The organism is Modestobacter sp. Leaf380 (assembly GCF_001424485.1).
Lineage (GTDB): Bacteria > Actinomycetota > Actinomycetes > Mycobacteriales > Geodermatophilaceae > Klenkia.
Genome location: NZ_LMQC01000023.1, coordinates 38,464 through 64,035 on the forward strand (window position 1 = coordinate 38,464; position 25,572 = coordinate 64,035).

Below are 25,572 nucleotides of genomic sequence, written 5' to 3' on the forward strand. Positions count from 1 at the left end.
GTCGGGTCGGTCGGGACGGTGTCGTCAGTCGTTGAGCAGGACGCCCTTGCCGATCTCCTGCCGCTGGAAGAGGCGGTACGCCCGCTCGGCGGCGGCGAGGGGGAACCGGTGGGTGATGAGGGACTCGACGTCCAGCCCGCGGTCGACCACGAACCGGGCACAGTCCTGGAGCTGGTTCTTGCTGGCGGTCAGCGACCCCACGATGGTCTTGCGGTGGTGGATGAGCTCGTTGCTGTCCACCTCCAGGGGGCCGAAGACCCCGACCATGCAGGCGGTGCCCCAGGGGCGGAGGGCCTCGACGGCCTGCCGCCGGACGACGGGGACCGCACTGCACTCCAGGGACTTGTCCACGCCCTCGCCGTCCCGGGTCAGCGCCCGGACCGCGGCGACCGGGTCCCCCTCGCGCGCGTCCACGACGTGGTCGGCGCCGGTCCGCCGGGCCATCGCCAGTCGGGCGGGGTCGACGTCGACGGCGATCACCCGGGCGCCGAAGGCCTTGGCCAGCAGGGTGGCACTGAGGCCGACCGGGCCCTGGCCGAAGACCGCCACCGTCTCGTCGGCGGTCAGCGCGACGCGCTCGATGGCGGCGAAGGCGGTCCCGGTGCCACAGGAGAGGGCCGCCCCGGTGCTGAAGGACAGCTCGTCGGGCAGCGCGATCAGCGCGTGCGCCGGGACGGCCATCAGGTCCGCGTGCCCGCCGTCGCCGTCGAGCCCACCGAAGACCACCCGCCCCCGGGTGCAGTACTGGGTCCAGCCCGACCGGCAGTGCCGACAGGTGCGACAGCCGTCGTAGTGGTGCACCATCACGCGATCGCCCACCCGGGCCTCTCCGGGCCGCACGGCCGCGCCGACGGACTCGACCACGCCGCAGGGTTCGTGCCCCTCGACCACCTGCTCGTCGGGGGTGCGGCGGGGGCCGTCGAGGTGGTGCAGGTCGCTGCCGCACATCCCCGAGGCCCGGATCCGGACGACGACCCCGTCGAGGGCGGGCCGGGGGTCGGGTCGCTGCTGCAGCTCGATCTCACCTGCACCGAGGAAGACCACGGCTCTCATGTCGTACTCCAGGGTCGGCAGCTCATGGTCACGGCGCGCGACGACAGCGGCGGCGGAGACCCACCGGTGACGTCCGTGCGTTGACATTATCCCATGAAATGGGATATTCACTACCCGAGACGATCTCCGGTGCCGGCGGTCCGATCATCCGACGGACCGCGCCCCGCGCGTGGTCCCCCCGTCCGCCACGATGCACCGCTGCGAGGACCCCCGATGAGCACTGCACCGTCGAGCACTGCACCGACGAGCCCCACACTCCCCACCCACGCCCCGTCGGACTCCGGGGTCCCGGCGTCGGCCCGGGACTTCGCCGTCGCCGGGCTCGTCGTCATCGTGACCGGGTCGGGACAGGGCATCGGCCGGGAACTCGCACGGCAGTTCGCCGCCGCCGGGGCGACCGCCGTCGTCGCCGACCTGGACCTGGGCAAGGCCCAGGGCGTGGTCACCGAGATCACCGACGCCGGCGGGCGTGGCTTGGCCGTACGGGTCGACGTGGGCGAGGAGACGTCGGTGCAGGCCATGGTCGACACGGTCGTGGCCGAGCTCGGCCGGGTGGACGTCCTGATCAACAACGCCTCGGTCTTCGCCACCCTGGAGAAGCTGCCCTTCGACGAGATCCCGCTGGCCCGCTGGGAGCAGGTCATGCGCGTGAACATCACCGGCGCCTACCTGTGCGCCCGGGCCGTGGCGCCGCACATGCGCGCCGCGGGCTCCGGGCGCATCGTCAACGTCTCCTCCGACGCCGTCACCCGCGGCACGGTGGACTACCTGCACTACGTGACGTCGAAGTCCGCGGTGATCGGCATGACCAACTCACTCGCCCGCGAGCTGGGGCGGCACGGGATCACCGTCAACTGCATCCGGCCCGGCAGCGTGGCCACCGAGGTCGACCGTGCCGTCAACCCCACCACCGCGGTGCGCGAGCGCGCAGCCTCCCTGCAGTGCATCCCGCGGGGCATGGTGCCCACCGACCTGGTCGGGATCATGCTCTTCCTGGCCTCCCCGGCCTCGGCGTTCATCACCGGTCAGACCATCGCCTGCGACGGCGGCTACACGCACAGCAGCTGACCCACACCGCCACCGGCAGCCCGAGGAGCCCCGTCATGCAGCAGTTCCCGCACCTCTACGTCGAGGGCCGGTGGGTCGAACCGGTCCAGCCACGCACCGTCGACCTGCTCGACCCCACCCGCGAGGAGCCCTTCGCCCGGGTGGCGATGGGCAGCTCCGCCGACGTCGACCTCGCCGTGGCCGCGGCCCGGCGCGCGTTCCCGGCGTTCGCGGCCACCACGGTCGCAGAGCGGGTCGCGATGATCGACCGGGTCGTCGCGGCCTACGAGGCCCGACTCGAGGAGTTCGCCGAGCTGATCGCCCACGAGGTGGGCATCCCGGTCAGCAACCGGGCCCAGGTCACCGGTCCGGCCCAGCACATGCGGGTGGCGCGCGACCTGTTGCGCGACCACCCCTTCGAGTCCAGCATCGGCGATGCGATCGTCCGGCGGGAGCCGATCGGGGTCGTCGCGGTCATCTCGCCGTGGAACTGGCCGGTCCAGACCGGGGTGATCAAGACCGTCTACGCCCTGGCGGCCGGGTGCACCGTCGTCGCCAAGCCCAGTGTCGAGTCCGCGGCCAGCGGCGCCCTGCTGGCCCAGGTGCTGCACGAGGCCCAGCTGCCGCCCGGGGTGTTCAACCTGGTGAACGGGGCCGGCCGGGACGTCGGTGAGGCCCTGACCCGCCACCCCGGCGTCGACATGGTCTCCTTCACCGGGTCGACCGCAGCGGGCCGCGCGGTGGGTGCCGCCGCGGCGCAGACGGTGAAGCGCACCAGCCTGGAGCTGGGTGGGAAGTCGGCCAGCATCGTGCTCCCCGACGCCGACCTGGAGCGGGCGGCCCGGTGGAACGTCGGACGTTGCTTCGTCAACACCGGGCAGTCCTGCCACGCACCCAGTCGGCTGCTGGTGCACGAGAGCCAGCTCGCCGAGGTCACCGACGTGCTCGTCGAGGAGGCCGGCCGGTTCCGGCTGGGCGACCCGATGGACCCCGGGACCACCATGGGGCCACTGGTCAGCGCCGCCCAGTACGCCTCCGTGCGGTCCCACGTGCAGACCGCACTGGACGAGGGCGCGGTCCTGGTGACCGGCGGCCTGGAGCGGCCGGCCGGGCTGGACCGGGGCTGGTTCGTGCAGCCCACCGTGTTCACCGGCGTCACGCCGGACATGACGGTCGCCCGCGAGGAGGTCTTCGGCCCGGTGCTGGCCGTGCTGTCCTACCGGGACGAGGCCGAGGCCCTGCAGATCGCCAACGACTCGCCCTACGGGCTGGGTGGCTACGTGTGGGGCGGCTCCCGGGAGACCGCCCGCCGGGTGGTGAACGGCCTGCGGGCCGGTCGGGTCAGCTACAACGGCGCCGCCACCGACTCCCACACCCCGATGGGCGGTTACAAGCAGTCCGGCACCGGCCGGTCGATGGGGCGCTTCGGGCTGGAGGAGCACCTGGAGGTCAAGTCGGTCTACGGGTTCCAGGACGAGGCCCGCGCACTGCCCAGCACGTTCCCGTGACGACCCGCCCCCGACCCGACCAGGAGACCCGCCCATGAGCCCCGACACCACTCCCCTGCTGCGCAACCACGCCAAGGAGAAGCTGTCCCGTGGCGAGACCGTCTACTCGATGACCGTCCGGCTGGTCCGGACGGTGGACATCGCCTCCATCGCCTACGCCGCGGGCTTCGACTCGATCTACATCGACCTGGAGCACAGCAGCTTCCCGCTGGAGGCCGCCAGCCAGATCTGCCTGGCGTGCAACCACCTCGGGGTGACCCCGCTGGTCCGCGTGCCCGGACCCGACCCCGCCTTCATCGCCCGCGTCATGGACGTCGGCGCGATGGGGATCATCGTCCCCGACGTCGAGTCCGCGGACGCCGCGCGGGCCGCGGTGGCAGCGGTGAAGCACGCCCCGCTCGGCGAGCGTTCGCTGGCCGGTGCACCGCCCCAGCTGCACTACCGCTCCCACCCCGCCGACCACGTCGTCCAGGCACTGGACTCGACGTCGATGGTCGTCCCGATGATCGAGTCGCAGGCCGGCCTGGACGCCGCCCACGCCATCGCCGCCGTCGAGGGCGTGGACATGGTGCTGGTCGGGGCCAACGACCTCAGCGTCGGGCTGGGCATCGCCGGCCAGATGGACCACCCCCAGGTGCACGAGGCGTTCCTGCACGTCCTGGATGCCGGCCGCACGCACGGCACCGCGGTCGGCATCGGCGGCCTGGGCGGGCGTCCGGACCTGATCGGCCAGTACCTGGCGCTCGGAGCGCGCTACGTGTCCACGGGCAACGACATCTCCTTCCTCAGCGCGGCCGCCACCGCCAAGCGCGCCCAGTTCGACTGATGCCCCCAGCACAGGGAGACAGCACACCGTGAAGATCTGCGTGTTCGGGGCCGGCGCTGTCGGCGGTCACCTCGCCGGCCGTCTGGCCGCCGCCGGGACCGACGTCTCGCTCATCGCCCGCAACGACCACCTGGCCGCCGTCCGGGAACGCGGACTGCGGGTGGAGACCCGGGACGGCGTGCTCGTCTCCCACCCCACCGTCACCGACCGCCCCGGCGACCTGGGCCCGCAGGACGTCGTCCTGGTCGCGGTCAAGGCACCCGCGCTCCCGGCGATCGCCGAGCCGGTGTCCACGCTGCTGGGTCCCGACAGCCAGGTCGTCTTCGTCACCAACGGCGTCCCGTGGTGGTACTTCCACGCCCACGGTGGGCCCCTGCAGGACACCCGGCTGCCGCGCCTGGACCCCGACGACGCGCTCTGGCGCCACGTGCACCCGGACCGGGCCGTCGGCGCGGTGGCCTACACGGCCGGCTCCGTCGTGGCGCCCGGCGTCATCCGGGCCGAGAACGCCCGCAACCGACTGGTCCTGGGTCGGCCGGACGGCGCCCCGGACGGGCGACTGGACGCACTCGCCGACCTGCTGCGCCCCGGCGGGGTGCAGGTCGACGTGACGTCGACCGTCCGCGACGCGGTGTGGGCCAAGCTGGTCATGAACCTCGTGGGCGGCTCGCTGGGCGCGCTCACCGGCTCGGCGATGGGCGCGGTCATGGCCGACCCGGTCCTCGCCGACCTGGCCGGCACCCTGGCCCGCGAGGGCGCCGCCATCGCCCGCGCCCTGGGGTGCGACCCCGGTGACACCGACGCCGGCCTCGCCCGACTGGGCGGCTCCAGCCACGTCCAGAGCATCGCCCAGGACCTGCTGGCCGGGCGGCCCATGGAGATCGACGCGCTCTTCCGGACCCCGCTGGACCTGGCCCGGATGGCCGACGTCGACACCCCCGGCCTCGACGCGGTGGTCGCGATGGCCACGCAGCGGGCCCGGGTGGCCGGCTCCTACCGGGACTGACCGGCGGGGCCGGCAGCCCGGCTCAGGCGGTGATCTGCCCGCCTTGGCGGATCGCGTGCACGAGCCCGGCGACCGCCGGGTCCCCCACCAGCTGGGTGTAGGCGACGACCGGCCGGTCGCCGGCGAGCGACCGCGCGCGCCCCGCGAGCTTGTCGTGGGTGAGGACGACGTCGGCCTCGGCCGGCAGTGCGTCCACCGGGCTGTGCCGGACGACGACCCGCGGGGCCAGCTGCTTGCGCAGCTGGGCGCTCATCAGCACGCTGCTGGCCATCCCCGCGTCACAGGCGATCACGATCGTGCGGACGGCGGCGCCGTCGATGCTGGGCACAGCGGACTCCAGTCGGGGAACGGACCGACCGACCGGTGGCGGTGCGCACGCAGCACACCGGCACCGTTCGGCAGGGCGGGTCAGGGTCGGTCGGTCGGTCGGGGTCAGAAGGTGTGCAGCACCGTGCGGAGGAAGGTGGTCTGCTCGATGGCCTCGACGGGGACGGGCCCCTCGCCGGCCAGGAACTCGTACCCGGTCTCCGGGCCGTACTTGCCGTCACCGGCCTGCACCTGCCCGTCGATCTGGAACAGGATCTCGATGGAGGGGTGCTGGCCGGCCTGGTAGACCGCGCCGGCCTGCAGCCGCAGGAAACCGATGCGCAGGTTGCGCTCGGTGAAGGACCCCAGCCACTTCTCCTCCACGCCGAGGTCGGCGGAGGGCAGCCAGGCGTAGGCCTCGGGGTCCATCGCGATGACGTCGGTGTAACGGGGCGGCGCGAACTGGAGCTCGTGGCCCATCGCCTTCTCGAAGATCGCCTGCGACCCGTCGAGGGTGTGCGTCTGCCCCTCGGCGTCGGTGTAGGTGTACATGCCCTTGGCGAACTCACCGGTCATGGCCAGCTCGGCGTTGACGGCCTCGCGCTGGGCCACGCTGAGGTAGCCACCGCCGCTGGCCCCCCCGCACTGCAGGACCATCGTCCGCAGGCCCTCGGCCCGCTCCTGGGGTCCGTAGTGGACGCTCTCGGGGAAGTAGCCGACCCACCCCTCCTGCAGGACGTCGGTCTCGGTGTAGGGCAACGTGCCCGCGATGACGTAGCGGATCTGGTCGAAGGTGTGCCGGTGCCGCGGGGTCCGCCAGCCACCGCCTCCGGTGAGGCCCATGTTGAGGTCGAAGTTGTTCGGCGAGCCGTCCTCGCCGAACAACAGGTGCTTCTGGTCGAGCTTGCCGTCTCGCATGCTCCCGACCTGCTCGGTACCGGTCTCGGCTGCCCTGCTCACGCGCATCGCGATCTCCTTCGACGAGGTTGACCCACCCGGGACGGGCTGAGGACCCGATTGGCTCCTGTTGCGGCCGGTCCTGGGTCAGTCTCCACGGTATCCCACATGGCGGGATCTTTTCAACAGTCTTGACCTGCGCGTCGGCGAGCGCACGTCGGTGGGGTCAGCCGAGGGCCCGCACGACGGCTGCCACGTCGGAGACCTCCTCCAGATGCCGGACCATGTCCACCACGCGATCGACGGCCAGGGCACCGGGCGGGGTGGCCGCGACCCGCGCGCAACCGGCGAACTTCTCGCCCAGGTCCGCCCAGGACAACGGCGCATCTGTGTTCCCCGGTACGCCGGTGCCCGTCCGCGTGTGCCGCCTCCCGTCGTGCCCGACCAGCTCGACGCGGCCCGGTGGGAGCTCGAGGTGCCAGTCGGCGGCGGCGTCGGGCACCGGGACGACCTTCTGCGCCGCGGCCAGCACCGCCGGGTCCCGCAGCGCTCCTCCCGTGAGGTGCTGCAGCCCGATGTCGCCGTGCACCGCGGCGACGGCCACCAGCCAGGGCAGGCTGAACTTGGCGTCCACGAGGGTGCTCGGGGCCCGCCGGGTGTCCAGCGGCTCGCACATCAGGGCGTGGTAGTCGCCGACGAAGACGCGGATCTGGGCCACGTCGTCGACGCCGAGACCACCCTCCCGCATCGCCTCGATCGTGGCGTGCACGTGGCTGTGCGCGGTGCCGACGGCCGGCCACCTCTTGTACAGGGTGCCGGCGCCGCGGAAGTCCACGCCCAGGTCCTCCAGCATCGCCGCCCGGTCGTACCGGCCCCCGAAGTAGGTCGCGAAGACCCCGTACTCGCCCTCCATGAGGGTGCCGACCGCCGTGGTGCCCTTCTGCGCCATCAGCGCCGCGGTGACGGCGCCTCGGGCCGAGAAGCCGGCGTACATGCCGCGCAGGTCACCGCCGGTGCCGCAGACGACCTCCATGACCCCGCTGGACTGTTGACTCGCGATGCCCAGCGCGTCGGCCATCGACGCGGCGGACAGACCCAGCACCCGTCCGGCCGCGACCGTGCCGGCGTAGACCCCCAGCACCGTGGAGAGGTTCCAGTCCTTGCGCCAGCCCACGGTGCAGCGCAGTCGGGCGAAGAGGTCCTGGCCGGCGGCCACGGCTGCGACGAGGTCCGCACCGGACACCCCTCCGCGCCGTTCGGCGACGGCGAACGCGGCCGGGACGACGGTGCTGGAGGCGTGCTGACCCCACGGTGTCTGGTCGTCGAAGTCCAGGCTGTGGGCCAGCGCCCCGTTGGCGAAGGCCGCGGCCACCGCCGACGTGCGGTGCCCGAAGGCGACGACCGAGGCCTCCGGGTTGCCGCCGGACTCCACGACCAGGTCGACGGCGGAGCGGACCGCGGGCTCGGTCCCGCTGGCGGCCAGCATCACCCCCAGGGTGTCCAGCACGCTCTTCTTCGCAGCGTCGCGAGCCGGTGGCGGGACGTCGTCCAGGTGCACCCCCGCGGCCGCGGCCGCGAAGTGGTGGACGACGTCGTCGGTGGTCGTGGGCATCGGACGGTCCTCGTCGGGAGTGGGGGCTCGAGGACGGGATCGACCACCGAGTGCGAGCGAAGTCCCACCAGGTGACACTCCAGACCGGAGGATCACACGCAGCGACCTCCGCCACAAGCCACCCGCCCCGACCCCCGCAGCACCGCGGTCCTGCTCCTCCCGCGCCGCGGGCAGCGGGAGAGGGGGGACAAACGGTCCCTGCCTCGTCGTCCCCCGGGCTCCTACCGTCGAGACGTCCACCCGTCCGGTGGACGGACGACGCCGGTCCCCCGGGACCGGTCCGGCAACGACGAGGAGCCCCACCCGTGTCACAGGAGAACGACGGCTACACCTTCGCACTGAGCCCGCAGGTGACCCGGACCCCGGTGCGGTACGCCAACCGCTTCGGCATCGAGATCGCGGCCGACCTCTACGCCCCCGCCGGGCTGACGGACGCCAGCACCCTCCCCGCCCTGGTGGTCGGTCCCCCGCACGGCGGGGTCAAGGAGCAGGGCCCCGGGGTGTACGGCAACGCGCTTGCCCAGCGCGGCTTCCTGGTCCTGGCCTTCGACCCCTCCTACAACGGGGAGAGCACCGGGACCCCCCGCCACCTCACCTCCCCCGAGGTCTTCGCCGAGGACTTCAGTGCCGGCGTGGACTTCCTCGGCACCCTGCCCTCGGTCGACCGGTCCCACATCGGCGCCATCGGCATCTGCGGCAGCGGCGGGTTCGCACTCAACGCCGCCCAGGTCGACACCCGCATCCAGGCCGTGGCCACCGCCGCCATGTACGACATCAGCCGGATCGTCCGCGACGGGTGGCAGGACTCCACCACCGACGAGCAGCGCCGGGGGGCGCTCGCAGCCCTGGCCACCCAGCGGTGGGCCGATGTCGACGCGGGCGAGCCTGCGCTGAGCCCGACCTTCCCCGCCGAGTTCCGCCCCGAGGACCTGGACCCGATCACCGCCGAGTTCCACGAGTACTACACCACCGACCGCGGCCGGCACCCCCGGTCCATCGGGGGGTTCACCATCACCAGCAACGCCGCGCACACCAACCACGGCGCCCTCGCCCACCTGCCCGACATCGCCCCGCGTCCGGTCCTGCTGGTGACCGGGGACCAGGCCCACTCCCGCTGGTTCTCCGACACGGTGCTCGAGCAGGCCGCTGAGCCCGTCGAGCTCCTCGTGGTCCCCGGCGCCCGGCACATCGACCTGTACGACCGGACCGACCTCATCCCCTTCGACGAGCTGGCCACGTTCTTCACACGCGCCCTGAGCTGACGTCGACCCACGGCGCCACGCGGCCAGGCAGTCCCACCGGGCCTGCGACGACCTCGCTACGGCGAGCGGCTCGCGCCGGTGCCCTCGCCTCCCCACCGACGAGGCGGGACCCCACCGCCCCCGACTCACAGCGGTGTCCGGTCGGCCTGGGGCGGGCCCGTGGAGCCGCGGCTGTACCGCGCCGCGCCACGGAGAACGGCGCGCCACCGTGACCGTCACGGGTGTCGACGCGCGGAGGCGGACGGTCCGCGACGCCGGTCGGTGGGGAACCTGGCCACCGACGCGGGACGCACGGCACGCACGGCACGCTCGGTCGCCTGTGCTGACGCCGGTCGATCTGCAACGACCCCGCCGGCCCGGACGTCGGTGACCGTGCGCCGCACCCGCCCTCAGGGGCCGAGCGGCACCTCGCGGCTGTACTCACGCCAGAGGCGGGCCGCCCCGTTGGGACGACCCGCCTCTGGCCTGCACTGTCGGGCTGACAGGATTTGAACCTGCGACCCCTTGACCCCCAGCCAGCAGCGGGGGGTCCACAGCGGTCCACACACGTCCTGTTTCCGCAGGTCAGACAGGTTCGGCGTCCGGGGCCGTCCGTCGCTGTGCAGGCTCGTCCAGACCGCGTTGCTGTACCGGTTGCTGTACTCGGCCCGCTGCCGGAGGCGAGCGCCTTGCGGTCGTTTACCTCCCGGCGGTGTCCAGCACGGACGACCGTCACGACCAGCGCGTCGTCGAGGACGTCGTAGATGACGCGGTGGTCCCCCACCCGGATGCGCCAAGCGGTCTGCTCCCCCACCAGCTTCGTGGCACCCGACGGCCGCGGCTCATCAGCCAAGTCGCCGATGGCAGCGACCAGCCGCGCGCGCACCGGCCGGTCGAGCTTGCGCACCTGCCGGGCCGCCGCGGCGGTGAACTCGACGGAGTACGTCACCCAGCGAGCTCGTCACGCACCGCGGCCAACGACACCCGCTCCCCGTCGTCCTCGGCCTTGGCCGACCGGTAAGCCGCCACGTCCTGAGCCATCTCCAGCGCCTCCAGTGCCTCGAGGTCGGCGACCCCGACCACCACCGCGGCCAACTTGCCGTTGCGGGTCACCCCGATGCGCTCCCCGCCGTACATCGCCCGACCCAAAACATCGGACAGCTGACCGCGCAGCTCGCGAGTGGTTACCTCGCCGGAGATGGTGTCCATGCTCCCACCGTACGCCGCACATTCAACTGTGTACACAGACTGGAAGCGGTGCTGCGTCGGCCCCTTGGTCGAGAGTCGGCCCGGACTTCACGCCGAAGGGCCGCGACCCAGTGGCGCCCGAACGCTCACGCTGCACCCGACGAAGCCGGTGCCGTCCCGCCGTCGATCCAGAATCTGCGGGGTGGGGGCTTGCGGTCCGTTCTTTCCGGAACGAGTTTCGGTCCGCGTTCGCAGACCTCGACCTGCGGGTTTGTGTGACTGCTCGAACGTCCGTCCAGCGGCTCACAAACCGGCGGTTGTGGAACGCAGTTGCGGCACCCGTTCTTGGTCACGCAGTGTCACGATGCCGAGAGCCGCTACGTCCAGGTCTGCGGACGCCGGCTGAGATGGTCAGCGGACGAGGCTCACGACGACTTGGCCGAGCACCAGGACCGCTACGGCGAAGACCAGCCAGGCGAACCAGCGCTTGAGTCGTGCTGTGTCCAGGCCGGCGCCCAGTCGTCCGGCGACGAGTGCGGCGATTACGGCGGCGGCGGTGAAGCCGACGGTGATGGGCACGTCGATGGGGGCCTCGCCGGCGTGGGCGGCGAACCCGGCGGCGCTGTTGACGGCCACGATGACCAGTGAGGTGCCGATCGCGGTGGTCATCGGGAGGCCGAGCACGATGACCAGCACGGGGATGATGAGGAACCCACCCCCGACGCCGAGCAGGCCGGTGAGGAACCCGACGACGAGACCACCGGCGATGGTGCGGGGCAGGCAGCGCCGCCAGTTGACGGTCCCGTGGTCGGTGGCGCACGCGGCCCCGGTAGCGGGCTTGTCCTGCAGCATCCGCACGCCTGCGGCGATCATCAGGGCCGCGAACAAGGTCAGGACGACGTCGTCGGGCAGCAGCCGGTTGACCGCCGCTCCGGCGAAGGCCGTCGCCGCCCCGGCTGCTCCGAACACGATGGCGATGCGCCACGCGATCTGGCGGGCGCGCAGTCGGGGCAGTAGGGCGACGACGGCGGTGATGCCGACGACCAGCAGCGACGTGGCTACGGCCTGGGGCAGCGGTTGTCCGACGACGTAGACCAGGGCGGGCACGGCCAGGATCGACCCGCCCCCGCCGAGGAGTCCGACGAGGGCGCCGATGACCAGGCCGAGGCCGATCGCTGCGGCGATCACCGGGTGGTGGCGGTGCGCAGCACCTGCAGCACGTCGTCGAGGTGCACCGGGGTCCCGCCGCGGTTGTAGGGCAGCGCGGACAGGGCGGCACCCATGGCGCAAGTGTCGGTGACCGCAGCCCCGGCCAGGCCGGCCCCGATGCCGCCGGCGAGGAAGCGGGCCCGGGGAAACCGGATCGAGGCCAGCACGCTGCCGGCGACGATGGTGCCGGCGACCAGGCGGACCTGACGCTCCAGAGCCCAGCGCTGCTTCCCCCGGCGAACGGTGTGGCCGTCGGCGGTGTGGGCGTTCGTGCCGCCCTCGAGCACGGCCAGCTGCTCAGCGCCGGCCGAGGCCAGCGCGTCGTGCGCGGTGCGGGCCCTCGATCCGGCCTGGCACACCAGCACGACCGGGCCCTCCAGGGCGTCGGCCAGGGTGTCGGCGTGGGCCTGCACCAGGGGCAGGGGCACGTTGACTGCGCCGGGGATGTGGGCGGTCTCGAACTCCGCCGGGGTGCGGACGTCGACCACGGTGGCCGTGGTGGCGGCGACCTCGGTAGGGGCGATCAGGGTGGGGCTGGTCATGGGGCGTTTGTCCTCTCGGCAGTGGGTGTGGATCAGGAGCGGCTGAGGAGTCGGCGCAGGCGCCCGGGCTCACGGGGCTCGGCGGCGTGGCCGGGGCAGCGCTGTCCGGTGGGCACCCCGCGCATGACCTGGTCGACGTGCTGGCCGCAACCGGCCCAGGTGGTCTTCCCGCAGGTGCGACACGTGGTCGCGCGGCACATCTCAGACCGCCACGGACTCGGTGTGCAGGCCCGCAGCGGCCGATCCGGTCTCGGGGTCGCCGTAGCCGCCGTCGACCAGCACCGGACGACGTCCGGCCCGGGCCAGCAGCGACGCGGCGATCGAGGCGCGGTAGCCCGAGCCGCAATAGACCCAGACCTCCCCGCCGGGGATCTCGCCCATCCGGTCACGCAGCTCGTGGATGGGCACATGCACCGATCCCCGGACCCCACCACTGGCCCGCTCGTCGTCCCGGCGGGCGTCGAGGACGACGGTGTCGGGGTGCTCGGCCAACTGGGCGGCCAGGCCGGCGAAGTCGCTGACCGGGTAGGACCCCAGGTCGGCATCAGCGGCGAGGTCCTCGGGCGTGCCCACAGCGGCACCGGCGATCCGGTCGACCCCGATGCGGACCAGCTCCCGGCGGGCGGTGGCGACCTGCTCCGCGCTGTCCCCGATCAGGGTCAGCGGGGCGTCCCAGTCGTAGAGCCAGCCCAGGTAGGTGAGGAAGTTGTCGCCCAGCTCGAAGTTCAGCGCCCCGGGCAGGTGCCCCGCGGCGAAGGCGGTGCGGGTGCGCAGGTCGACAACCCACTCCCCCGCCGCCAGCCGGCCGGCCAGCTCCTCGGCGTCGACCACCCGGGGGGTCGACAGATCCACCGGCGCGGGGCCAGCGGCATTGATCGGGCCCATGTGGGCGTAGTAGGCCGGGTAGGCACCCAGCCCGGCGATCAGCTCGTCGACGAAGGTCTGCTCGTCCTGGGTCAGCGCCGGGTTCACCGATCGCTGCTCCTCGATCGTGGACGACGTGCCGCTGGTCGGGGTCGCGGCGCAGAAGCTGCCGAACCCGTGACTGGGGAACACCGCGGTGCCTGCCGGCAGCTCGGCGGCCAGGCGCCGCACCGAGTGGAACTGGGCATGGGTGAGGGTGCCGGTGTGCTCGGCCCCCAGCAGGTCGGTGCGCCCGGTCGAGCCGTAGAGCATGGAACCGCCGGTGAAGACCGCCTGCACCTCACCATCGGCGCCGGACAGGGCGTAGGAGACGTGGTGGTGGGTGTGCCCGGGGGTGTGCACAACGGTGATCTGCAGGTCACCGGCCCTGTGCACGTCACCGTCGGCCGCAGGGACCCGCTCGTAGGCGACGTCGTCGCCAGCCGGGACGAGATAGGCCGCCCCAGTGACCCGGGCCAGCTCGAGGCCACCGGTCACGTAGTCGTTGTGCACGTGGGTCTCCAGCACGTGGGTGAGGGTCACCCCGCGTCGGGCGACCAGGTCCTGGACGCGGTCGATGTCGCGCTGGGGGTCGATGACGATGCCGGTGCCGGCCTCGCTGACCAGGTAGCTGCGGTCGCCCAGGCTGGTGGTCTCGATGACGTCGATCTGCACGGCTGTCTCCTTGCATACGGTACGGGGTAGGGGTATCTGACGGTTCTGCTGAGGAACTGTTGGCGACGAGCGGGAGGCGCCTCAGGCGGTGGGGAGGCCGGCGTCTCGCCAGGCGTTCATGCCGCCGGCCATGTTGCTCACGCGGAGACCGGCCGCAGCCAGGGCCTCGGCGGCCTGCTGGCTGCGCCGCCCGCTCTGGCACACGGTGATGACCGGGGCGGTCGGGTCGAGCTCGCCGACCCGGGCGGCCAGCTGTCCCAGCGGGATCGCGGTGCTGCCGGCGATCGCGCCGGTGGCGACCTCGTCGGGTTCACGGACGTCGACCACGGTGCTGCCGGTATCAGCAGCGACCTGGGCGGGGGTGAGCTGGGCGATCTGCACGGTGCCTCCTCGTTGTGGGGTGGTTCAGGCCAGGGACAGCAGCAGCTTCTCCAGCTGCGCCAGGTCGACCTCGCGCTCGTCGGGGGCCGAGTTGACCGAGCAGTACCGCATGCCGGTGCTGACGACGGCGAAGCTCGCCTTGTTCAGCGCCTTCGAAGCCGCCGCCAGCTGAGTCACCACGGCAGCGCAGTCGCGGCCGTCCTCGATCATCTTCACGATGCCGCCGATCTGGCCCTGGATGCGGTTCAGGCGCTTCACGACGTCGGCGAGCTCGCCCTGGGGGATGTTCACGCCTCAGACTGTAGATACCCCCGGGGGTACCTAGCAACCCAGCTCGTCGTGCAGTGGGTCACGACTGCACAGGACCACACACGACTTGCCACGGACCGTCCGAGAACGGAGTTTCGTGGTCACCCCGGAGCGTGCTGTCCGACGGTGGCTGTGTCCGGCCGCCGCCTCACCCGCAGCCTCGGTGATGTTGTTCGACGAGCCAGGGCGCCTCCTGGTGCGTGAGCACCGCACGGCCCGCGTGTCACCGTGGGTACCCGCTGGGGTATCCGGTCCGGTGGTGGAGGTGTCGTGCGGGCTCGCCTGCTGTGGACGCTGCTGCTGCTGGCCGCTGTGTTCTCTGTGCACGGCCTCGTGCCGTCGTCGACCGCGTTACAGCCTGCGCACCTACCCCTGAGCTCAACCGACTGTGCGTGTTGAGGGTTTGAGCCGAACCACCTGACACCCGTGCCCTGTCCGGGGCCCGGCGTCGCGTGTTCGACCTGCCCTCACCCTTCACGCCCAGGCCCTGTCCTGCACCACGAGCAGGCCGTGGAGATGGCCGACCTGGTCGCCGACCGCTCCACCGACCCTGACGTCCAGGACCTCGCAGCCCGCATCCTGGCTGCTCAGGAACCCGAGATCGACACCCTCAACGGGTGGCTGGAGGCCTGGGGCGCCGACCGCGCCGAGAGCGAGATGTCCGGCATGGACGCTTCGGCCATGGGCGGGATGATGAGCGAGGAGGACGTGTTCCCCCTCGAAGCGGCCAGCGGTGTGCAGTTCGACCGCATGTGGCTGCAGATGACGCTCGAGCACCACACCGGCGCACTGGGCATGGCCCAAACCGAGATCTCCGAGGGTGAAGACCCGCAGGCCATCGCGCTCGCCCAGGACAGCACGGCGTCTCAGGGTGCTGAGATCACCGAGATGGAACAGCTGCTGGAAGGCCTGTCCACTCAGTAGCTGACCCGGGCGGGGGCTGCGTCCAGCTCGGTGCAGCCCCCGTCACACCAGCCACCCATGGCACCGTGCTGCAGTCATCGCGGCCGCGTCCTCAGGGCCACAACTCCTGGCGCTTCGACATCCGCAGTCACGGAAGCGGCCATCCAGTGGACAGCCCGATGAGCGCCCACCGAGTTCTCAACGGCGCGTTCTCCCGGCGAAGCGCGAGAGGGGACTCGCGGTCAGCGTGCCGCCCTGAAGGCAGCTGCCAGGTTCGTCGGTGCTCGGCGAGCTGCTCGAGCACCGCCGAGCCCAGGTACAGCCGTCAGGCCAACCCGACGGGGGCCGTGGGGTCGGCGCACGGGTCCACGCTGCCGATCAGGATCGTCGGGAAGCCGCGGGAAGCACAAGGGGCAGCCTGCTCGGGGGTGGTCACCTGCTGCAGGTGTGAGGAGGTTGCCTCGTCCCCGGCCTCGTGAGGGCTTCCCTGGTCCGCTGGAGAACCAGCTGCCAGTTGGGACAGCCGTCGAAGGAGGGGAAGGTGACGATCACAACAACACCGTCGTCGCAGTCGAGACAGAGTTCATCGCCTGGGTTCTGAGGGGGCTCCTCGATCGCGAGGTGATCCGGCAGGCACTGACACGGAATTGGTCTGGGCCGAGGGTGAACCAGGAGGCGGGATCTGTCGTGCACCTGAGAGTGACCGGCGGATCAGCCGCCGGACGAGCATGAGGAGACCCCGTGAAGATCCGCCCCTCCCGAACGACGGCTGTCGTCGCCTTGACCGTGTCGGCGCTGGCGGTTTCAGCGGTCAGTGGCCTGACCGCGGCGTCGGCAGACGGCAACGGCAACGGCAACGGTCCGCGTGAGGTGCGCCTGACCGTCGAGTCCCCGACCAACCGGGACAACGTGGGGGTCGCCGGGGCCGGCTGGATGGTCGACCTCGGATTGGACTACGACGGCGGTCTGGCCCAGGCCGGCTACACCGGCGCTCAGCTCACGGGCCCAGCCGGGCACAACAACATCCCGCCGTTCCCGGGCACCTTCTCCACGGGCAAGGACGATCGGCTGCCGGGCCTGGTCGTGCTCGTGTCCACGACCAATGGCACCCTCCCAGGCTTCTCCGGTCCCGGGACCAACCTGGCCAACCTGTTCAACCTGACCGGTGTGACCGACCGCGACACCGACGGCAGTGCCCAGATCCGGGACACCTGGATCGTGGGTGCCCCGATCGCCGGCCAGAACGTGGATGCGATCCTCACGGTCGCCGTGGTCGGGGACCTCAACGGCAACGGGATTCTCGATGACGCCCCCGGCGTCGTCCAGGACGCCGACGGGGATGGGGACGTCGACCGTCGGGACCTGGAGGCCATCGGCTTGGCTTCCAACGTCGAGCGCGTGCAGTTCCGGATCAACGGTGCTCCCGCCTGACTCCCCCTCAGGCCCTTCGGTGGTCCGGCCGCCCACTCCGGCGACCGGATCACCGAGACCGTGAGAGACCGTGACGTCCAGCGGGGTGCCGAACCCGAACGGCAGCTGATGAGCGCTCTCTACCGGGATCACGCTGCTGCGATCCACCGGTTCGTGATGCGCTACGTCGACGGCGATGAACAGCGAGCCGAGGACGTCGTGCAGGAGACCCTGCTGCGGGCTTGGCGGCACATGGACGCATTGACCGTGGGGCGCGGGGATCCTCGGCCCTACCTGCTCACTGTGGCTCGTAACGTGCTCACCGACCAGTGGCGTGCGGCCTCGCGCCGCCCGCGGCTGGTCGACGATGCCGAGTTCCTGGCAGCCGTCCCCTCAGCCGAGGACATCGATGCCGCCGTCGATGGGTGGCTGGTCGCGGCCGCGCTGACGAAGTTGACCCCTGAACACCGGGACGTCGTCCGCGCGCTGCACTACGAGGGGCGCACCGTGGCTGAGACCGCCCTGCTGTTCGGTGTTCCCGAGGGCACCGTCAAGTCCCGCAGCTACTACGCCGTCCGGGCTCTGCGCACGGTGTTCGAAGAGATGGGAGTCGTCCGGTGACCGACCGCCATGAGGAATTGCGGCTGCTGCTGGGGGCCTACGTTCTGGGTGGTCTCGGCACCGGCGACCGCCGCGATCTCGAGGACCACCTGAGCCGTTGCGAGACCTGCCGTGAAGAGCTGAGTCGATCCGCGCCCCTGCCCGGCCTCCTCCGCCGCCTTCCCGCAGGAAGCGCGCCGTGGGACGACGGTGCGCCCAGCACCCCGCCCGGTGAGGGACTGGAAGGGCTGCTCCCCCGGTTGCTCGACGGTGTCGGGCAGGACCGGCGGCGCCGCCGTCGCAGCAGCATGGTGCGTACGGGGGTCATCGCCGCGACGGTGGCTGCCCTGGCCGCGGTGGGGACCGCCGCCGTCCGGGAGACCCCGGCACCGGCCTCCATCGTGTCGTTGAGCGCAACAGGGCTCTCGGAGGCGGATGGCGATGTGTCACTGGTCGACATGCCCTGGGGCACTGCCCTCACCGTGAGGGTGTCTGGACTCCCCGACGGTGGGCCGTTCGTGCTGGAAGTGACCAGATCGGGAGGCGGAGTACCTGAGCAGGCGGCCACCTGGTCGGCCACCCCGGCCAGAGCAATCGAAGTCCGCGGCGCCTCATCGATTCCCTACACAGAGATCGACACGATCAGCGTGGTGGGCCCAGAGGGTCGAGTTCTCACCTCCCGCTGACGCCTCAGACCTAATTACCCCCGGGGGTATCTGACAACCCAGCTCATCGCGCACTGCGTCACGACTGCACAGGACCGAGAACAGCTCGATGCGGACCGTCCGAAACGGGCGGCAACTGATGGTCGTGACGCGGGTAGGGCGATCGTCTGCCTACCCTGGTGGGGTATCCGGTCTAGTGGTGGAGGTGTCATGCGGGCTCGCCTGCTGTGGACGCTGCTGCTGCTGGTCGCGGTGTTCACCATGCACGGCCTCAGTTGCGCTGCTGCTGACTCGGCCATGACCGGTGCGTCTACCCACACGTCGGCGGCCACCGCTCACTCGCCCACCGCGGCTGCCGGCTCCGTCGTGGGGCTGGTCGTCGCGGGTGCGGCGATGCCGGACGTGGATGCCGGTCACTCCACCGATCAGCCCGATGGGCACAGCTCCGCAGCGCATGCGCTGATGGTGTGCCTGGCGGTGCTGGCCGGCGGTGTCGGTGCCGTGCTGGCCGCCTTGGCCGCGTGGCTGGCCCACCGTCGACTCGGGACGATCTACACCCGCGCAGCTGGGCACGTGCGGGTCGTCGTCGACCGCGCTGCAGCCTGCGCACCAGCCCCTGAACTCAGTCGCCTGTGCGTGCTGAGGGTCTAGGCCGAACCACCTGACGCCGGTGCCCTTGTCGGGGCCCCACGTCGCGTGCTCGACCTGCCCTCATCCTCTCGCGCCCTGGCCACGCCCGGGCGTCGCACCCTTCAGGAGTTCCTGTGTTCAACGACCCCGCGTTCCTCCGCTCGACCCGTAGCGCGGCACTCGTCGGTGCCCTCATCGCCGGCTCGGTGGCCCTGTCGGCCTGCTCCGGTGGCACGAACACTGCTACGTCGGAGTCCTCGACGTCGGTCCCGGCCGACGCGCCGTTCAACGACGCCGACGTCGAGTTCGCCCAGATGATGATCCCGCACCACGAGCAGGCGGTGGAGATGGCCGACCTGGTCGCCGACCGCTCCACCGACCCCGACGTCCTGGACTTGGCCGCCCGCATCCAGGCCGCCCAGGGGCCGGAGATCGACACCCTCAACGGCTGGCTGGAGACCTGGGGCGCCGACAGCGCCGACAGCGCCGACAGCGAGATGTCCGGCATGGACCACTCGGCCATGGGCGGGATGATGACTGAGGAGGACATGTCCTCCCTCGAGGCCGCCAGCGGCGTGCAGTTCGACCGCATGTGGCTGCAGATGATGCTCGAGCACCACACCGGCGCCGTGGGCATGGCCCAGACCGAGATCGACAACGGCGAGGACCCCGAGGCGATCGCCTTGGCCCAGGACATCAAGTCCTCCCAGGGCGCCGAGATCACCGAGATGGAACAGCTCCTGGAGAGCCTGGCGACCCAGTAACACCCAGCCGGCGGGGAGGCGCAGGCGTTGCACCGGCGCCTCCCCGCCGGGCCCAGGTCGATCCCGGGCGCGTGCCGCCGCAACCACCGGGCCCAGTTGGCTCGACCTTCTCGACGTCATCCCTTGGCCACCGGTACCCCCCGGTGGTATGAAGGGCTTCTACTTGGGTACCCCCCGGGGGTATGGAGGCATCATGTCGCACAGCCAGCACCACCCACCGGCCACCCAGGCCGACCACACCTCCCCACAGCAGGCCGACGACCACCCGACTGCCGCGCCCGCCGGCGGGCGCGAGGACCACGGCGGGCACGGCGGGCACGTGGCGGTGTTCCGGCGGCTGTTCTGGTGGAACCTGCTGCTGGCGGTGCCGACGGTGGCCGCCTCGGGCATGTTCGCCTCGATCCTGGGCTACCCGTTGCCCGACGTCGCCGGCCTGTCGTGGGTGTCCCCGGTGCTGGGGACGGTCATCTACCTGTGGGGCGGTCGGCCGTTCCTCACCGGCGCCGTGGACGAGATCGGCTCCCGCAAGCCCGGGATGATGCTGCTGGTCGCGCTGGCGATCACGGTGGCGTTCGCGTCGTCGTGGGCCTCGACGCTGGGGCTGGTGCCCCACGGGCTGGACTTCTGGTGGGAGCTGGCCCTGCTGGTGGTCATCATGCTGCTGGGCCACTGGGTCGAGATGCGGTCCCTGGCCCAGACGTCCTCGGCGCTGGACTCCCTGGCAGCACTGCTGCCCGATGAGGCCCAACGCGTCCAGGACGGCCAGATCGTTCCCGTGGCACCGGCCGACCTGCAGGTCGGAGATGTCGTCGTCGTGCGGCCCGGTGGCCGGATCCCGGCAGACGGGCGGGTCACCGACGGCTCGGCCGCGGTGGACGAGTCGATGATCACCGGTGAGTCCCCGACCGTCACCCGCGGCGTCGGGGACCCGGTGGTCGCCGGCACCGTGGCCACCGACTCCGGCATCCGCGTCCAGGTGACCGCCACCGGGGAGGACACCACCCTGGCCGGGATCGGCAAGCTCGTCGCCGACGCCCAGGCCTCCGGGTCCCGGGCGCAGCGGCTGGCCGACACCGCGGCCGGCTGGCTGTTCTGGTTCGCCCTGGGCGCCGGGATCCTCACCGCCATCGTGTGGTCGACCATCGGCGCACCGGAGGACGCGGTCATCCGGACCATCACCGTGCTGGTCATCGCCTGCCCGCACGCCCTGGGACTGGCGATCCCGCTGGTCATCTCCATCGGCACCGAACGCGCCGCCCGCGCCGGGGTCCTGATCAAGGACCGGGTGCAGATGGAGGCCATGCGCACCGTGGACACCGTGCTGTTCGACAAGACCGGCACCCTCACCGTCGGCCGACCCACCCTCACCGACATCCGCACCGCCGACCACCCCACCGCCGACCCCGGCCAGATCTTCGACGCCGACCGCGTACTCGCGTTGGCCGCGGCCGCCGAGACCGACTCCGAGCACCCCCTGGCCCAAGCCATCGTCCGGGCCGCCGCCGATCGCGGCCTGACAAACCCCACCGCCGCGGACTTCACCTCCTCCCCCGCCATCGGCGTGCAAGCCACCGTGGAAGGCCGCGCCGTCGCCGTCGGCGGACCCGGCCTGCTCGCCCAGGCCGGCGCCGCCGAGCTCCCGGTCGCCGACCAATGGCGCAAGCAGGGGTCGATCATCTTGCACGTCCTGGCCGACGGGGTCGTGATCGGCGCCCTCGCCCTGGCCGACGAGATCCGACCCGAATCCCGGGCCGCGGTCGACCAGCTCCGCGACCGCGGCGCCCAGGTCGTCATGATCACCGGCGACGCCGAAGCCGTCGCCGGCACCGTGGCCGCTCAGCTGGGCATCGACCGGTACTTCGCCGGCGTCCGTCCCGAGGACAAGTCCGCCACCGTCGCCGACCTCCAGGCCGAAGGACGACGCGTCGCCATGGTCGGCGACGGCGTCAACGACGCCCCCGCCCTGGCCCAGGCAGACGTCGGCATCGCCATCGGCGCCGGCACCGACGTCGCGATCGCGTCCGCCGGCATCGTGCTGGCCTCAGCGGACCCCCGCTCGGTCGTCTCGGTGATCGACCTGTCGGCCGCGACCTACCGCAAGAGCGTGCAGAACCTGGCCTGGGGCGCCAGCTACAACCTGATCTCCGTGCCCCTGGCCGCCGGGGTCTTGGCCCCGATCGGATTCGTCATGCCCATGTCCATCGGCGCGCTGCTCATGTCCGCATCCACGATCGTCGTCGCCCTCAACGCCCAACTGCTGCGACGCCTCGACCTCCGACCCGGGCCCACAGGGCCAGACCACCACCGCCCAGATCCCGGCGCCTCCGCGGCGTCGACCCACCGGATCGAGGTCGAGGCGTGACCACTCCCCGACGCTCGGCTCGGATCGTTCCTCCGGTGGCGTTGCGCACTCGAGCTGTGGGCCCTGCCATCACACAAGCCGGCCGCCCGTCCTCTTCCGGGACGAGTTGCGCAGCGAGATCCGTCGATCCGTACACAGGGTCTTGTCGTCCGCACTGGATGCACTGCGACACGGGTTGCGGTGTGCGCTCCGGGAAGGTCAGTGGGGCGGGACGACGAGCACCGGGGTGACCCTGGTGTCCAGGAGTCGTCGACCAGGGCAGGCAATGGGCTGTCCCGGTCTCGGGGGTGGGTGCCCACGACGATCATGCAAGCGTGCCGATCGTGACGGGGCCGGCAACGCCGGATGCAAGGTGCGCCGCCCCCGGCGCACCGCCGTCCCGGCACCGGTGCGTCGGGGTCGAACACCAGCGCTGGGCACTGGTCGGGTGATCCGTGGTCGAGCGGTCCTCTCCCGTTGTCCGGGGGTCCATCAGGCCTGAAGCACGGTTCAGGCGTCGCGAGCTCGGCGGCGTTCCATCGCCGGGCTCAGCGGTGGTCCTGCCGACTGGCGTCTGTCACCCCGCCCGCGCCACTCTTCCTCCGCGGTTCGGGCGGGGGGACTCGTGCCGTCGCCGTGGCCACCAGGTCGCGGGCCGGGCCGGCGGGGGGTCGGTCGGTGGGCCCCACCCACACGGCCCGCAACCGCCGGCCCAGGTCCACCCCGGTGAGGCCGACTGCGACCAACCGGCCGTCGCGCAGGTCACCGGCCACCGCCAGTCGGGGCAGGACGGCCGGGCCGAGCCCGGCCCGGACGGACTCCCGGACGGCGGTCGCCGTGCTGAGCTCGAGCACCGGCGCCGGGCCCGGGGCGCCCAGGGCCTGCTCGAGAGCGGTGCGGGTGCCCGAGCCGACCTCCCGGGTGACCAGCGGGGTGCGGGCCAGCAGGGCGGCGCCCACCGGCCGTCGTCGACGGGCCCAGGGGTGGTCCGCAGCGACGACGAGCACCAGGTCGTCGGTGCCCACCACGACCTGCGAGAGGTCGGACAGGGGATCCGGTCCCTCGACGAGCCCCAGGTCCACGGCGCCGGCGCGCACCAGGTCGGCCACGGCGGCGCTGTTGGTGGCCGTCAACGTGATCTGCTCGACGCCCCCGTGCGCCCGCAGGGCAGCCAACCACCCCGGGACCAGGTGCTCGGCCACGGTCATGCTCGCCGCCAAACGCAACCGCGCCGATCCCCGGTGACGCAGTGCGGTCAGGCCGGCGTCCAGGTCGGTGGCTGCCTCCACCACGCGAGCCGCCCAGGCGGCGAAGGCGGTCCCCTCCTCGGTCAGCCGGGTGCCGCGGGCCCGCCGCTCCAGGACGGCGACGCCCACCTGCCGCTCGAGGGTGCGCAGCCGGGCCGAGGCGGCCTGCTGGCTGACACCGTGCCGGCGCCCGGCGGCACCGATGCTGCCGGTGGCCACCACGTCCAACAACAGCTCCAACGCCCCCAGCTCGGGCACGTGCGGACTCAGCGGCACGCCGTCAGCTCCGGCAGCCATGCTGCTGCGGCGTCCAGGGCGTGCTGCAACCGCTGGTCGGCCTCGGTCCGGGCGTGGGTGTTGCGCTGGGAGGGGTGCGGCACCGCCAGGGTCGCCACCGGGTGCACGGGTGGGTGCATCGTCAGGTACCGCATCCAGCCGGCCAGTGCCGCCGTCCCCAGCGGGACGACGACCCGCAACCGCGGGACCAGCTCGAGGACCTCGGCCAGAGCTGGACCGGCCTCCACCAGGTCGGCCGCCCGTGGGTTGCGCCAGGCCTCGGGGGTGCCCAGCGCCCACGGGACGACGTTCCACCGCAGGCAGTCCACGGCCCCCAGCGGGGACGCTTCCCGCGCGGCCCGCAGCACCCGCGCCGTGGGGTCCGGGTTGTCCTCGGAGGAGAACCCGCGCTCCCCCAGCGCCATCGTCGCCGGACCCGGGCTCTCCAGGAGCAGCAGCACCCGCGCACCGGTGCCCCCGCCGTCCGGGTCGAACCACGGCACCGCCCGACCTCGGCCCCGCCACCGCCGGACCAGCGCGTTCAGCGGCGCGACGTGCGGGGCGTCCACCCGGGCGAGCTTGAGCTCTCGCAGTGTCTCCTGCACCGGTGCGACGCTAGGCCCTGTCGCCGAGCCCCACAACCCGAACTTGTGCATGCACAACGACGTGGCGGCTACCGGCAGGGTCTGCACCGGCGCAGGATGGGCCCATGACCAGCACGGCGATCCAGCCCACCCCCCAACCGGGCCTGTTCGGCAGCGCCGACGACAGGCGACTGGCCGTGGCCACCATCGGCCCCAACTGGTTCGCCTCGGTCATGGGCACCTCCATCGTGGCCACCGCTGCAGCCACCCTGCCCGTCACCGTCCCGGGCCTGCAGGTCCTGGCACAGGTGGTGTGGGTGATGGCCGGGGTGCTGCTGCTGGCCGTCTCGGCCGCCACCCTCGCGCACTGGCATTACCACCCCGACACCGCCCGTGGGCACGCCGACAACCCGGTCATGGCGCACTTCTACGGCGCCCCACCGATGGGCCTGCTGGCCTTCGGCGTCGCCACCCACCTCGTCGGCGCCGACCTCATCGGCGCCACCGCAGCACTGTGGGTGTTCGCCGTCCTGTGGGTCGCCGGCACCGTCTACGGCCTGGTCACCGCCGTCGGCCTCCCGTACCTGGTCTTCACCCGCCACGACGTCGCAGAGGACGCCGCGTTCGGTGGGTGGCTGATGCCCGTCGTCCCGCCCATGGTGTCCGCGGCCACCGGCGCCCTGCTGGTCCCCGAACTGCCCGCCGGACAGCTGCGCACCACCCTGTTCACCCTGTGCTGGTCGATGTTCGGGCTCTCGCTGCTGGCCAGCCTCGTGGTGATCACCTTGGTGTGGGGCCGACTGGCCCGGCACAAGATCGGCGCCGCCGCCATGGTGCCCACGCTGTGGATCGTGCTCGGCCCGTTGGGCCAGTCGATCACCGCCGCGAACAACCTGGGCAGCCAGGCCCACCTCGCCGTCCCCGAGCCCTACGCCACCGCCTTCCAGGCCATGGGGCTGGTCTACGGGCTCCCGGTGTGGGGGTTCGCGCTGATGTGGGCCGGCATCGCCCTCGCCGTCACCGTCCGCACTGCCCGGGCGCACCTGCCCTTCACCCTCACCTGGTGGTCCTTCACCTTCCCCGTCGGCACCGTCGTCACCGGCACGTCCGGGCTCGCCCTGCACACCGGCGAGACCTTCCTGCAGGTCGCGGCCGTCATGCTCTTCGCCGCGCTGCTGGGGGCCTGGGCGACAGTCGCCCTGCGCACGGCGCGCGGGGTCCTCACCGGGGCCCTGCTGCGCTGACCGTCGACCCCCGGGACATGCCAGGCACCCGACTGGGCCGGACCCGGGCGTCGCCTGGCAGGACAGCCAGTTCCGGCCCACAGAATGGGCCTCGGACGCGCAGCGGAGCTCTATCCACGGTTCCCGCAGTCACATCCGACCAGCCCGCTCCTGACACCACTGCACCACGGACGATCCATGCACATCGGGGACGACGACCGTCGGA

Annotated in this window: 26 protein-coding genes; 13 read left to right on the plus strand and 13 right to left on the minus strand. The window is 72.2% G+C overall.

Annotated elements, in window-relative coordinates; all coding sequences use genetic code 11:
* Positions 1–24: 24 nt before the first annotated feature.
* Positions 25–1,053 carry a zinc-binding dehydrogenase gene (locus tag ASG41_RS20580; RefSeq protein ID WP_056299980.1) on the minus strand — a complete coding sequence of 343 codons (1,029 nt, stop codon included), beginning with the start codon at positions 1,051–1,053 and terminating at the stop codon, positions 25–27.
* 213 nt (positions 1,054–1,266) lie between these two features.
* On the opposite strand from ASG41_RS20580, the gene ASG41_RS20585 reads away from it, so the two are divergent.
* From ASG41_RS20585 to ASG41_RS20600, 4 genes are read left to right on the plus strand one after another with little or no spacing between them, the layout of a single operon-like run.
* A complete protein-coding gene (locus ASG41_RS20585; RefSeq protein ID WP_056299983.1) occupies positions 1,267–2,121 on the plus strand; it encodes an SDR family NAD(P)-dependent oxidoreductase in 855 nt (284 codons plus the stop codon).
* Positions 2,122–2,156: 35 nt separating this feature from the next.
* Positions 2,157–3,608, plus strand: a complete 1,452-nt coding sequence (locus ASG41_RS20590) for an aldehyde dehydrogenase family protein (protein ID WP_056299986.1) — start codon at positions 2,157–2,159, stop codon at positions 3,606–3,608.
* A gap of 34 nt (positions 3,609–3,642) precedes the next feature.
* Complete coding sequence (locus tag ASG41_RS20595) at positions 3,643–4,434, plus strand: HpcH/HpaI aldolase/citrate lyase family protein (protein ID WP_056299989.1); 792 nt, start codon at positions 3,643–3,645, stop codon at positions 4,432–4,434.
* Positions 4,435–4,462: 28 nt separating this feature from the next.
* Positions 4,463–5,440 carry a ketopantoate reductase family protein gene (locus ASG41_RS20600; RefSeq protein WP_056299992.1) on the plus strand — a complete coding sequence of 326 codons (978 nt, stop codon included), beginning with the start codon at positions 4,463–4,465 and terminating at the stop codon, positions 5,438–5,440.
* 22 nt (positions 5,441–5,462) lie between these two features.
* Here ASG41_RS20600 and ASG41_RS20605 read toward each other — a convergent pair whose 3' ends face one another.
* The 3 genes from ASG41_RS20605 to ASG41_RS20615 form a co-directional block, all read right to left on the minus strand.
* The gene (locus tag ASG41_RS20605) at positions 5,463–5,768 is read right to left on the minus strand and encodes a hypothetical protein (RefSeq protein ID WP_056299994.1); all 306 of its coding nucleotides are present in this window, start codon (positions 5,766–5,768) and stop codon (positions 5,463–5,465) included.
* Between the two features lie 104 nt (positions 5,769–5,872).
* The gene (locus tag ASG41_RS20610; protein WP_200939160.1) at positions 5,873–6,706 is read right to left on the minus strand and encodes a hypothetical protein; all 834 of its coding nucleotides are present in this window, start codon (positions 6,704–6,706) and stop codon (positions 5,873–5,875) included.
* A gap of 163 nt (positions 6,707–6,869) precedes the next feature.
* Complete coding sequence (locus tag ASG41_RS20615; protein WP_056300000.1) at positions 6,870–8,255, minus strand: MmgE/PrpD family protein; 1,386 nt, start codon at positions 8,253–8,255, stop codon at positions 6,870–6,872.
* Positions 8,256–8,560: 305 nt separating this feature from the next.
* On the opposite strand from ASG41_RS20615, the gene ASG41_RS20620 reads away from it, so the two are divergent.
* On the plus strand, positions 8,561–9,517 hold the full coding sequence (locus ASG41_RS20620) for an alpha/beta hydrolase (protein ID WP_056300002.1): 957 nt from the start codon (positions 8,561–8,563) through the stop codon (positions 9,515–9,517).
* Here ASG41_RS20620 and ASG41_RS23315 read toward each other — a convergent pair.
* The 7 genes from ASG41_RS23315 to ASG41_RS20650 all read right to left on the minus strand — a co-directional run bounded on the left by ASG41_RS23315 (position 9,498) and on the right by ASG41_RS20650 (position 14,685).
* Positions 9,498–10,445, minus strand: a complete 948-nt coding sequence (locus ASG41_RS23315; RefSeq protein ID WP_082557182.1) for a type II toxin-antitoxin system RelE/ParE family toxin — start codon at positions 10,443–10,445, stop codon at positions 9,498–9,500. The two genes, ASG41_RS20620 and ASG41_RS23315, sit on opposite strands and share 20 nt — an antisense overlap.
* Complete coding sequence (locus tag ASG41_RS20625) at positions 10,442–10,705, minus strand: type II toxin-antitoxin system Phd/YefM family antitoxin (protein ID WP_056300237.1); 264 nt, start codon at positions 10,703–10,705, stop codon at positions 10,442–10,444. The genes ASG41_RS23315 and ASG41_RS20625 overlap by 4 nt, the downstream gene beginning before the upstream one ends.
* A 390-nt stretch (positions 10,706–11,095) precedes the next feature.
* Positions 11,096–11,872 carry a sulfite exporter TauE/SafE family protein gene (locus ASG41_RS20630; protein ID WP_235564954.1) on the minus strand — a complete coding sequence of 259 codons (777 nt, stop codon included), beginning with the start codon at positions 11,870–11,872 and terminating at the stop codon, positions 11,096–11,098.
* On the minus strand, positions 11,869–12,435 hold the full coding sequence (locus ASG41_RS20635) for a rhodanese-like domain-containing protein (protein ID WP_055768004.1): 567 nt from the start codon (positions 12,433–12,435) through the stop codon (positions 11,869–11,871). The genes ASG41_RS20630 and ASG41_RS20635 overlap by 4 nt, the downstream gene beginning before the upstream one ends.
* 201 nt (positions 12,436–12,636) lie before the next feature.
* Positions 12,637–14,013 carry a rhodanese-like domain-containing protein gene (locus ASG41_RS20640; protein WP_055768002.1) on the minus strand — a complete coding sequence of 459 codons (1,377 nt, stop codon included), beginning with the start codon at positions 14,011–14,013 and terminating at the stop codon, positions 12,637–12,639.
* Positions 14,014–14,094: 81 nt separating this feature from the next.
* Positions 14,095–14,394, minus strand: coding sequence for a rhodanese-like domain-containing protein (locus ASG41_RS20645; RefSeq protein WP_235495286.1), 300 nt, complete (start codon positions 14,392–14,394; stop codon positions 14,095–14,097).
* Positions 14,395–14,418: 24 nt separating this feature from the next.
* Entirely contained in the window at positions 14,419–14,685 is a 267-nt protein-coding gene (locus tag ASG41_RS20650; RefSeq protein WP_055767999.1) for a metal-sensitive transcriptional regulator, read from the minus strand.
* A 510-nt stretch (positions 14,686–15,195) separates the two neighbouring features.
* Between ASG41_RS20650 and ASG41_RS20655 the strand changes: the two genes are divergently transcribed.
* The 7 genes from ASG41_RS20655 (at position 15,196) to ASG41_RS20685 (ending at position 22,037) form a co-directional block, all read left to right on the plus strand.
* On the plus strand, positions 15,196–15,627 hold the full coding sequence (locus ASG41_RS20655; protein ID WP_255353019.1) for a DUF305 domain-containing protein: 432 nt from the start codon (positions 15,196–15,198) through the stop codon (positions 15,625–15,627).
* 720 nt (positions 15,628–16,347) lie between these two features.
* Entirely contained in the window at positions 16,348–17,037 is a 690-nt protein-coding gene (locus ASG41_RS20660; RefSeq protein WP_055767993.1) for a hypothetical protein, read from the plus strand.
* A gap of 108 nt (positions 17,038–17,145) precedes the next feature.
* Positions 17,146–17,637 (plus strand): sigma-70 family RNA polymerase sigma factor, encoded by a 492-nt coding sequence (locus ASG41_RS20665; RefSeq protein ID WP_055767990.1) that lies wholly within the window; start codon positions 17,146–17,148, stop codon positions 17,635–17,637.
* Positions 17,634–18,302 (plus strand): zf-HC2 domain-containing protein, encoded by a 669-nt coding sequence (locus ASG41_RS20670; RefSeq protein ID WP_055767986.1) that lies wholly within the window; start codon positions 17,634–17,636, stop codon positions 18,300–18,302. The genes ASG41_RS20665 and ASG41_RS20670 overlap by 4 nt, the downstream gene beginning before the upstream one ends.
* Before the next feature lie 189 nt (positions 18,303–18,491).
* Positions 18,492–18,932: a DUF6153 family protein gene (locus tag ASG41_RS20675; RefSeq protein ID WP_055767983.1), complete on the plus strand. Its 441-nt coding sequence runs from the start codon at positions 18,492–18,494 to the stop codon at positions 18,930–18,932.
* Positions 18,933–19,045: 113 nt separating this feature from the next.
* Positions 19,046–19,675, plus strand: coding sequence for a DUF305 domain-containing protein (locus ASG41_RS20680; protein WP_055767978.1), 630 nt, complete (start codon positions 19,046–19,048; stop codon positions 19,673–19,675).
* 193 nt (positions 19,676–19,868) lie between these two features.
* Positions 19,869–22,037 (plus strand): heavy metal translocating P-type ATPase, encoded by a 2,169-nt coding sequence (locus ASG41_RS20685; RefSeq protein WP_082523326.1) that lies wholly within the window; start codon positions 19,869–19,871, stop codon positions 22,035–22,037.
* A 527-nt stretch (positions 22,038–22,564) separates the two neighbouring features.
* Here ASG41_RS20685 and ASG41_RS20690 read toward each other — a convergent pair.
* Entirely contained in the window at positions 22,565–23,539 is a 975-nt protein-coding gene (locus ASG41_RS20690) for a LysR family transcriptional regulator (protein ID WP_200939161.1), read from the minus strand.
* Entirely contained in the window at positions 23,530–24,144 is a 615-nt protein-coding gene (locus tag ASG41_RS20695; RefSeq protein ID WP_055767976.1) for a uracil-DNA glycosylase, read from the minus strand. The genes ASG41_RS20690 and ASG41_RS20695 overlap by 10 nt, the downstream gene beginning before the upstream one ends.
* A gap of 104 nt (positions 24,145–24,248) precedes the next feature.
* Between ASG41_RS20695 and ASG41_RS20700 the strand changes: the two genes are divergently transcribed.
* Positions 24,249–25,367 (plus strand): TDT family transporter, encoded by a 1,119-nt coding sequence (locus ASG41_RS20700; protein ID WP_055767973.1) that lies wholly within the window; start codon positions 24,249–24,251, stop codon positions 25,365–25,367.
* Positions 25,368–25,572: the final 205 nt, after the last annotated feature.

Bases quoted from the DNA above. Each gene is read 5' to 3' on its own strand.
- ASG41_RS20580 (WP_056299980.1), bottom strand. From the start codon at position 1,053: ATGAGAGCCGTGGTCTTCCTCGGTGCAGGTGAGATCGAGCTGCAGCAG.
- ASG41_RS20585 (WP_056299983.1), top strand. From the start codon at position 1,267: ATGAGCACTGCACCGTCGAGCACTGCACCGACGAGCCCCACACTCCCC.
- ASG41_RS20590 (WP_056299986.1), top strand. From the start codon at position 2,157: ATGCAGCAGTTCCCGCACCTCTACGTCGAGGGCCGGTGGGTCGAACCG.
- ASG41_RS20595 (WP_056299989.1), top strand. From the start codon at position 3,643: ATGAGCCCCGACACCACTCCCCTGCTGCGCAACCACGCCAAGGAGAAG.
- ASG41_RS20615 (WP_056300000.1), bottom strand. From the start codon at position 8,255: ATGCCCACGACCACCGACGACGTCGTCCACCACTTCGCGGCCGCGGCC.
- ASG41_RS20625 (WP_056300237.1), bottom strand. From the start codon at position 10,705: ATGGACACCATCTCCGGCGAGGTAACCACTCGCGAGCTGCGCGGTCAG.
- ASG41_RS20635 (WP_055768004.1), bottom strand. From the start codon at position 12,435: ATGACCAGCCCCACCCTGATCGCCCCTACCGAGGTCGCCGCCACCACG.
- ASG41_RS20665 (WP_055767990.1), top strand. From the start codon at position 17,146: ATGAGCGCTCTCTACCGGGATCACGCTGCTGCGATCCACCGGTTCGTG.
- ASG41_RS20675 (WP_055767983.1), top strand. From the start codon at position 18,492: ATGCGGGCTCGCCTGCTGTGGACGCTGCTGCTGCTGGTCGCGGTGTTC.
- ASG41_RS20685 (WP_082523326.1), top strand. From the start codon at position 19,869: ATGTCGCACAGCCAGCACCACCCACCGGCCACCCAGGCCGACCACACC.
- ASG41_RS20700 (WP_055767973.1), top strand. From the start codon at position 24,249: ATGACCAGCACGGCGATCCAGCCCACCCCCCAACCGGGCCTGTTCGGC.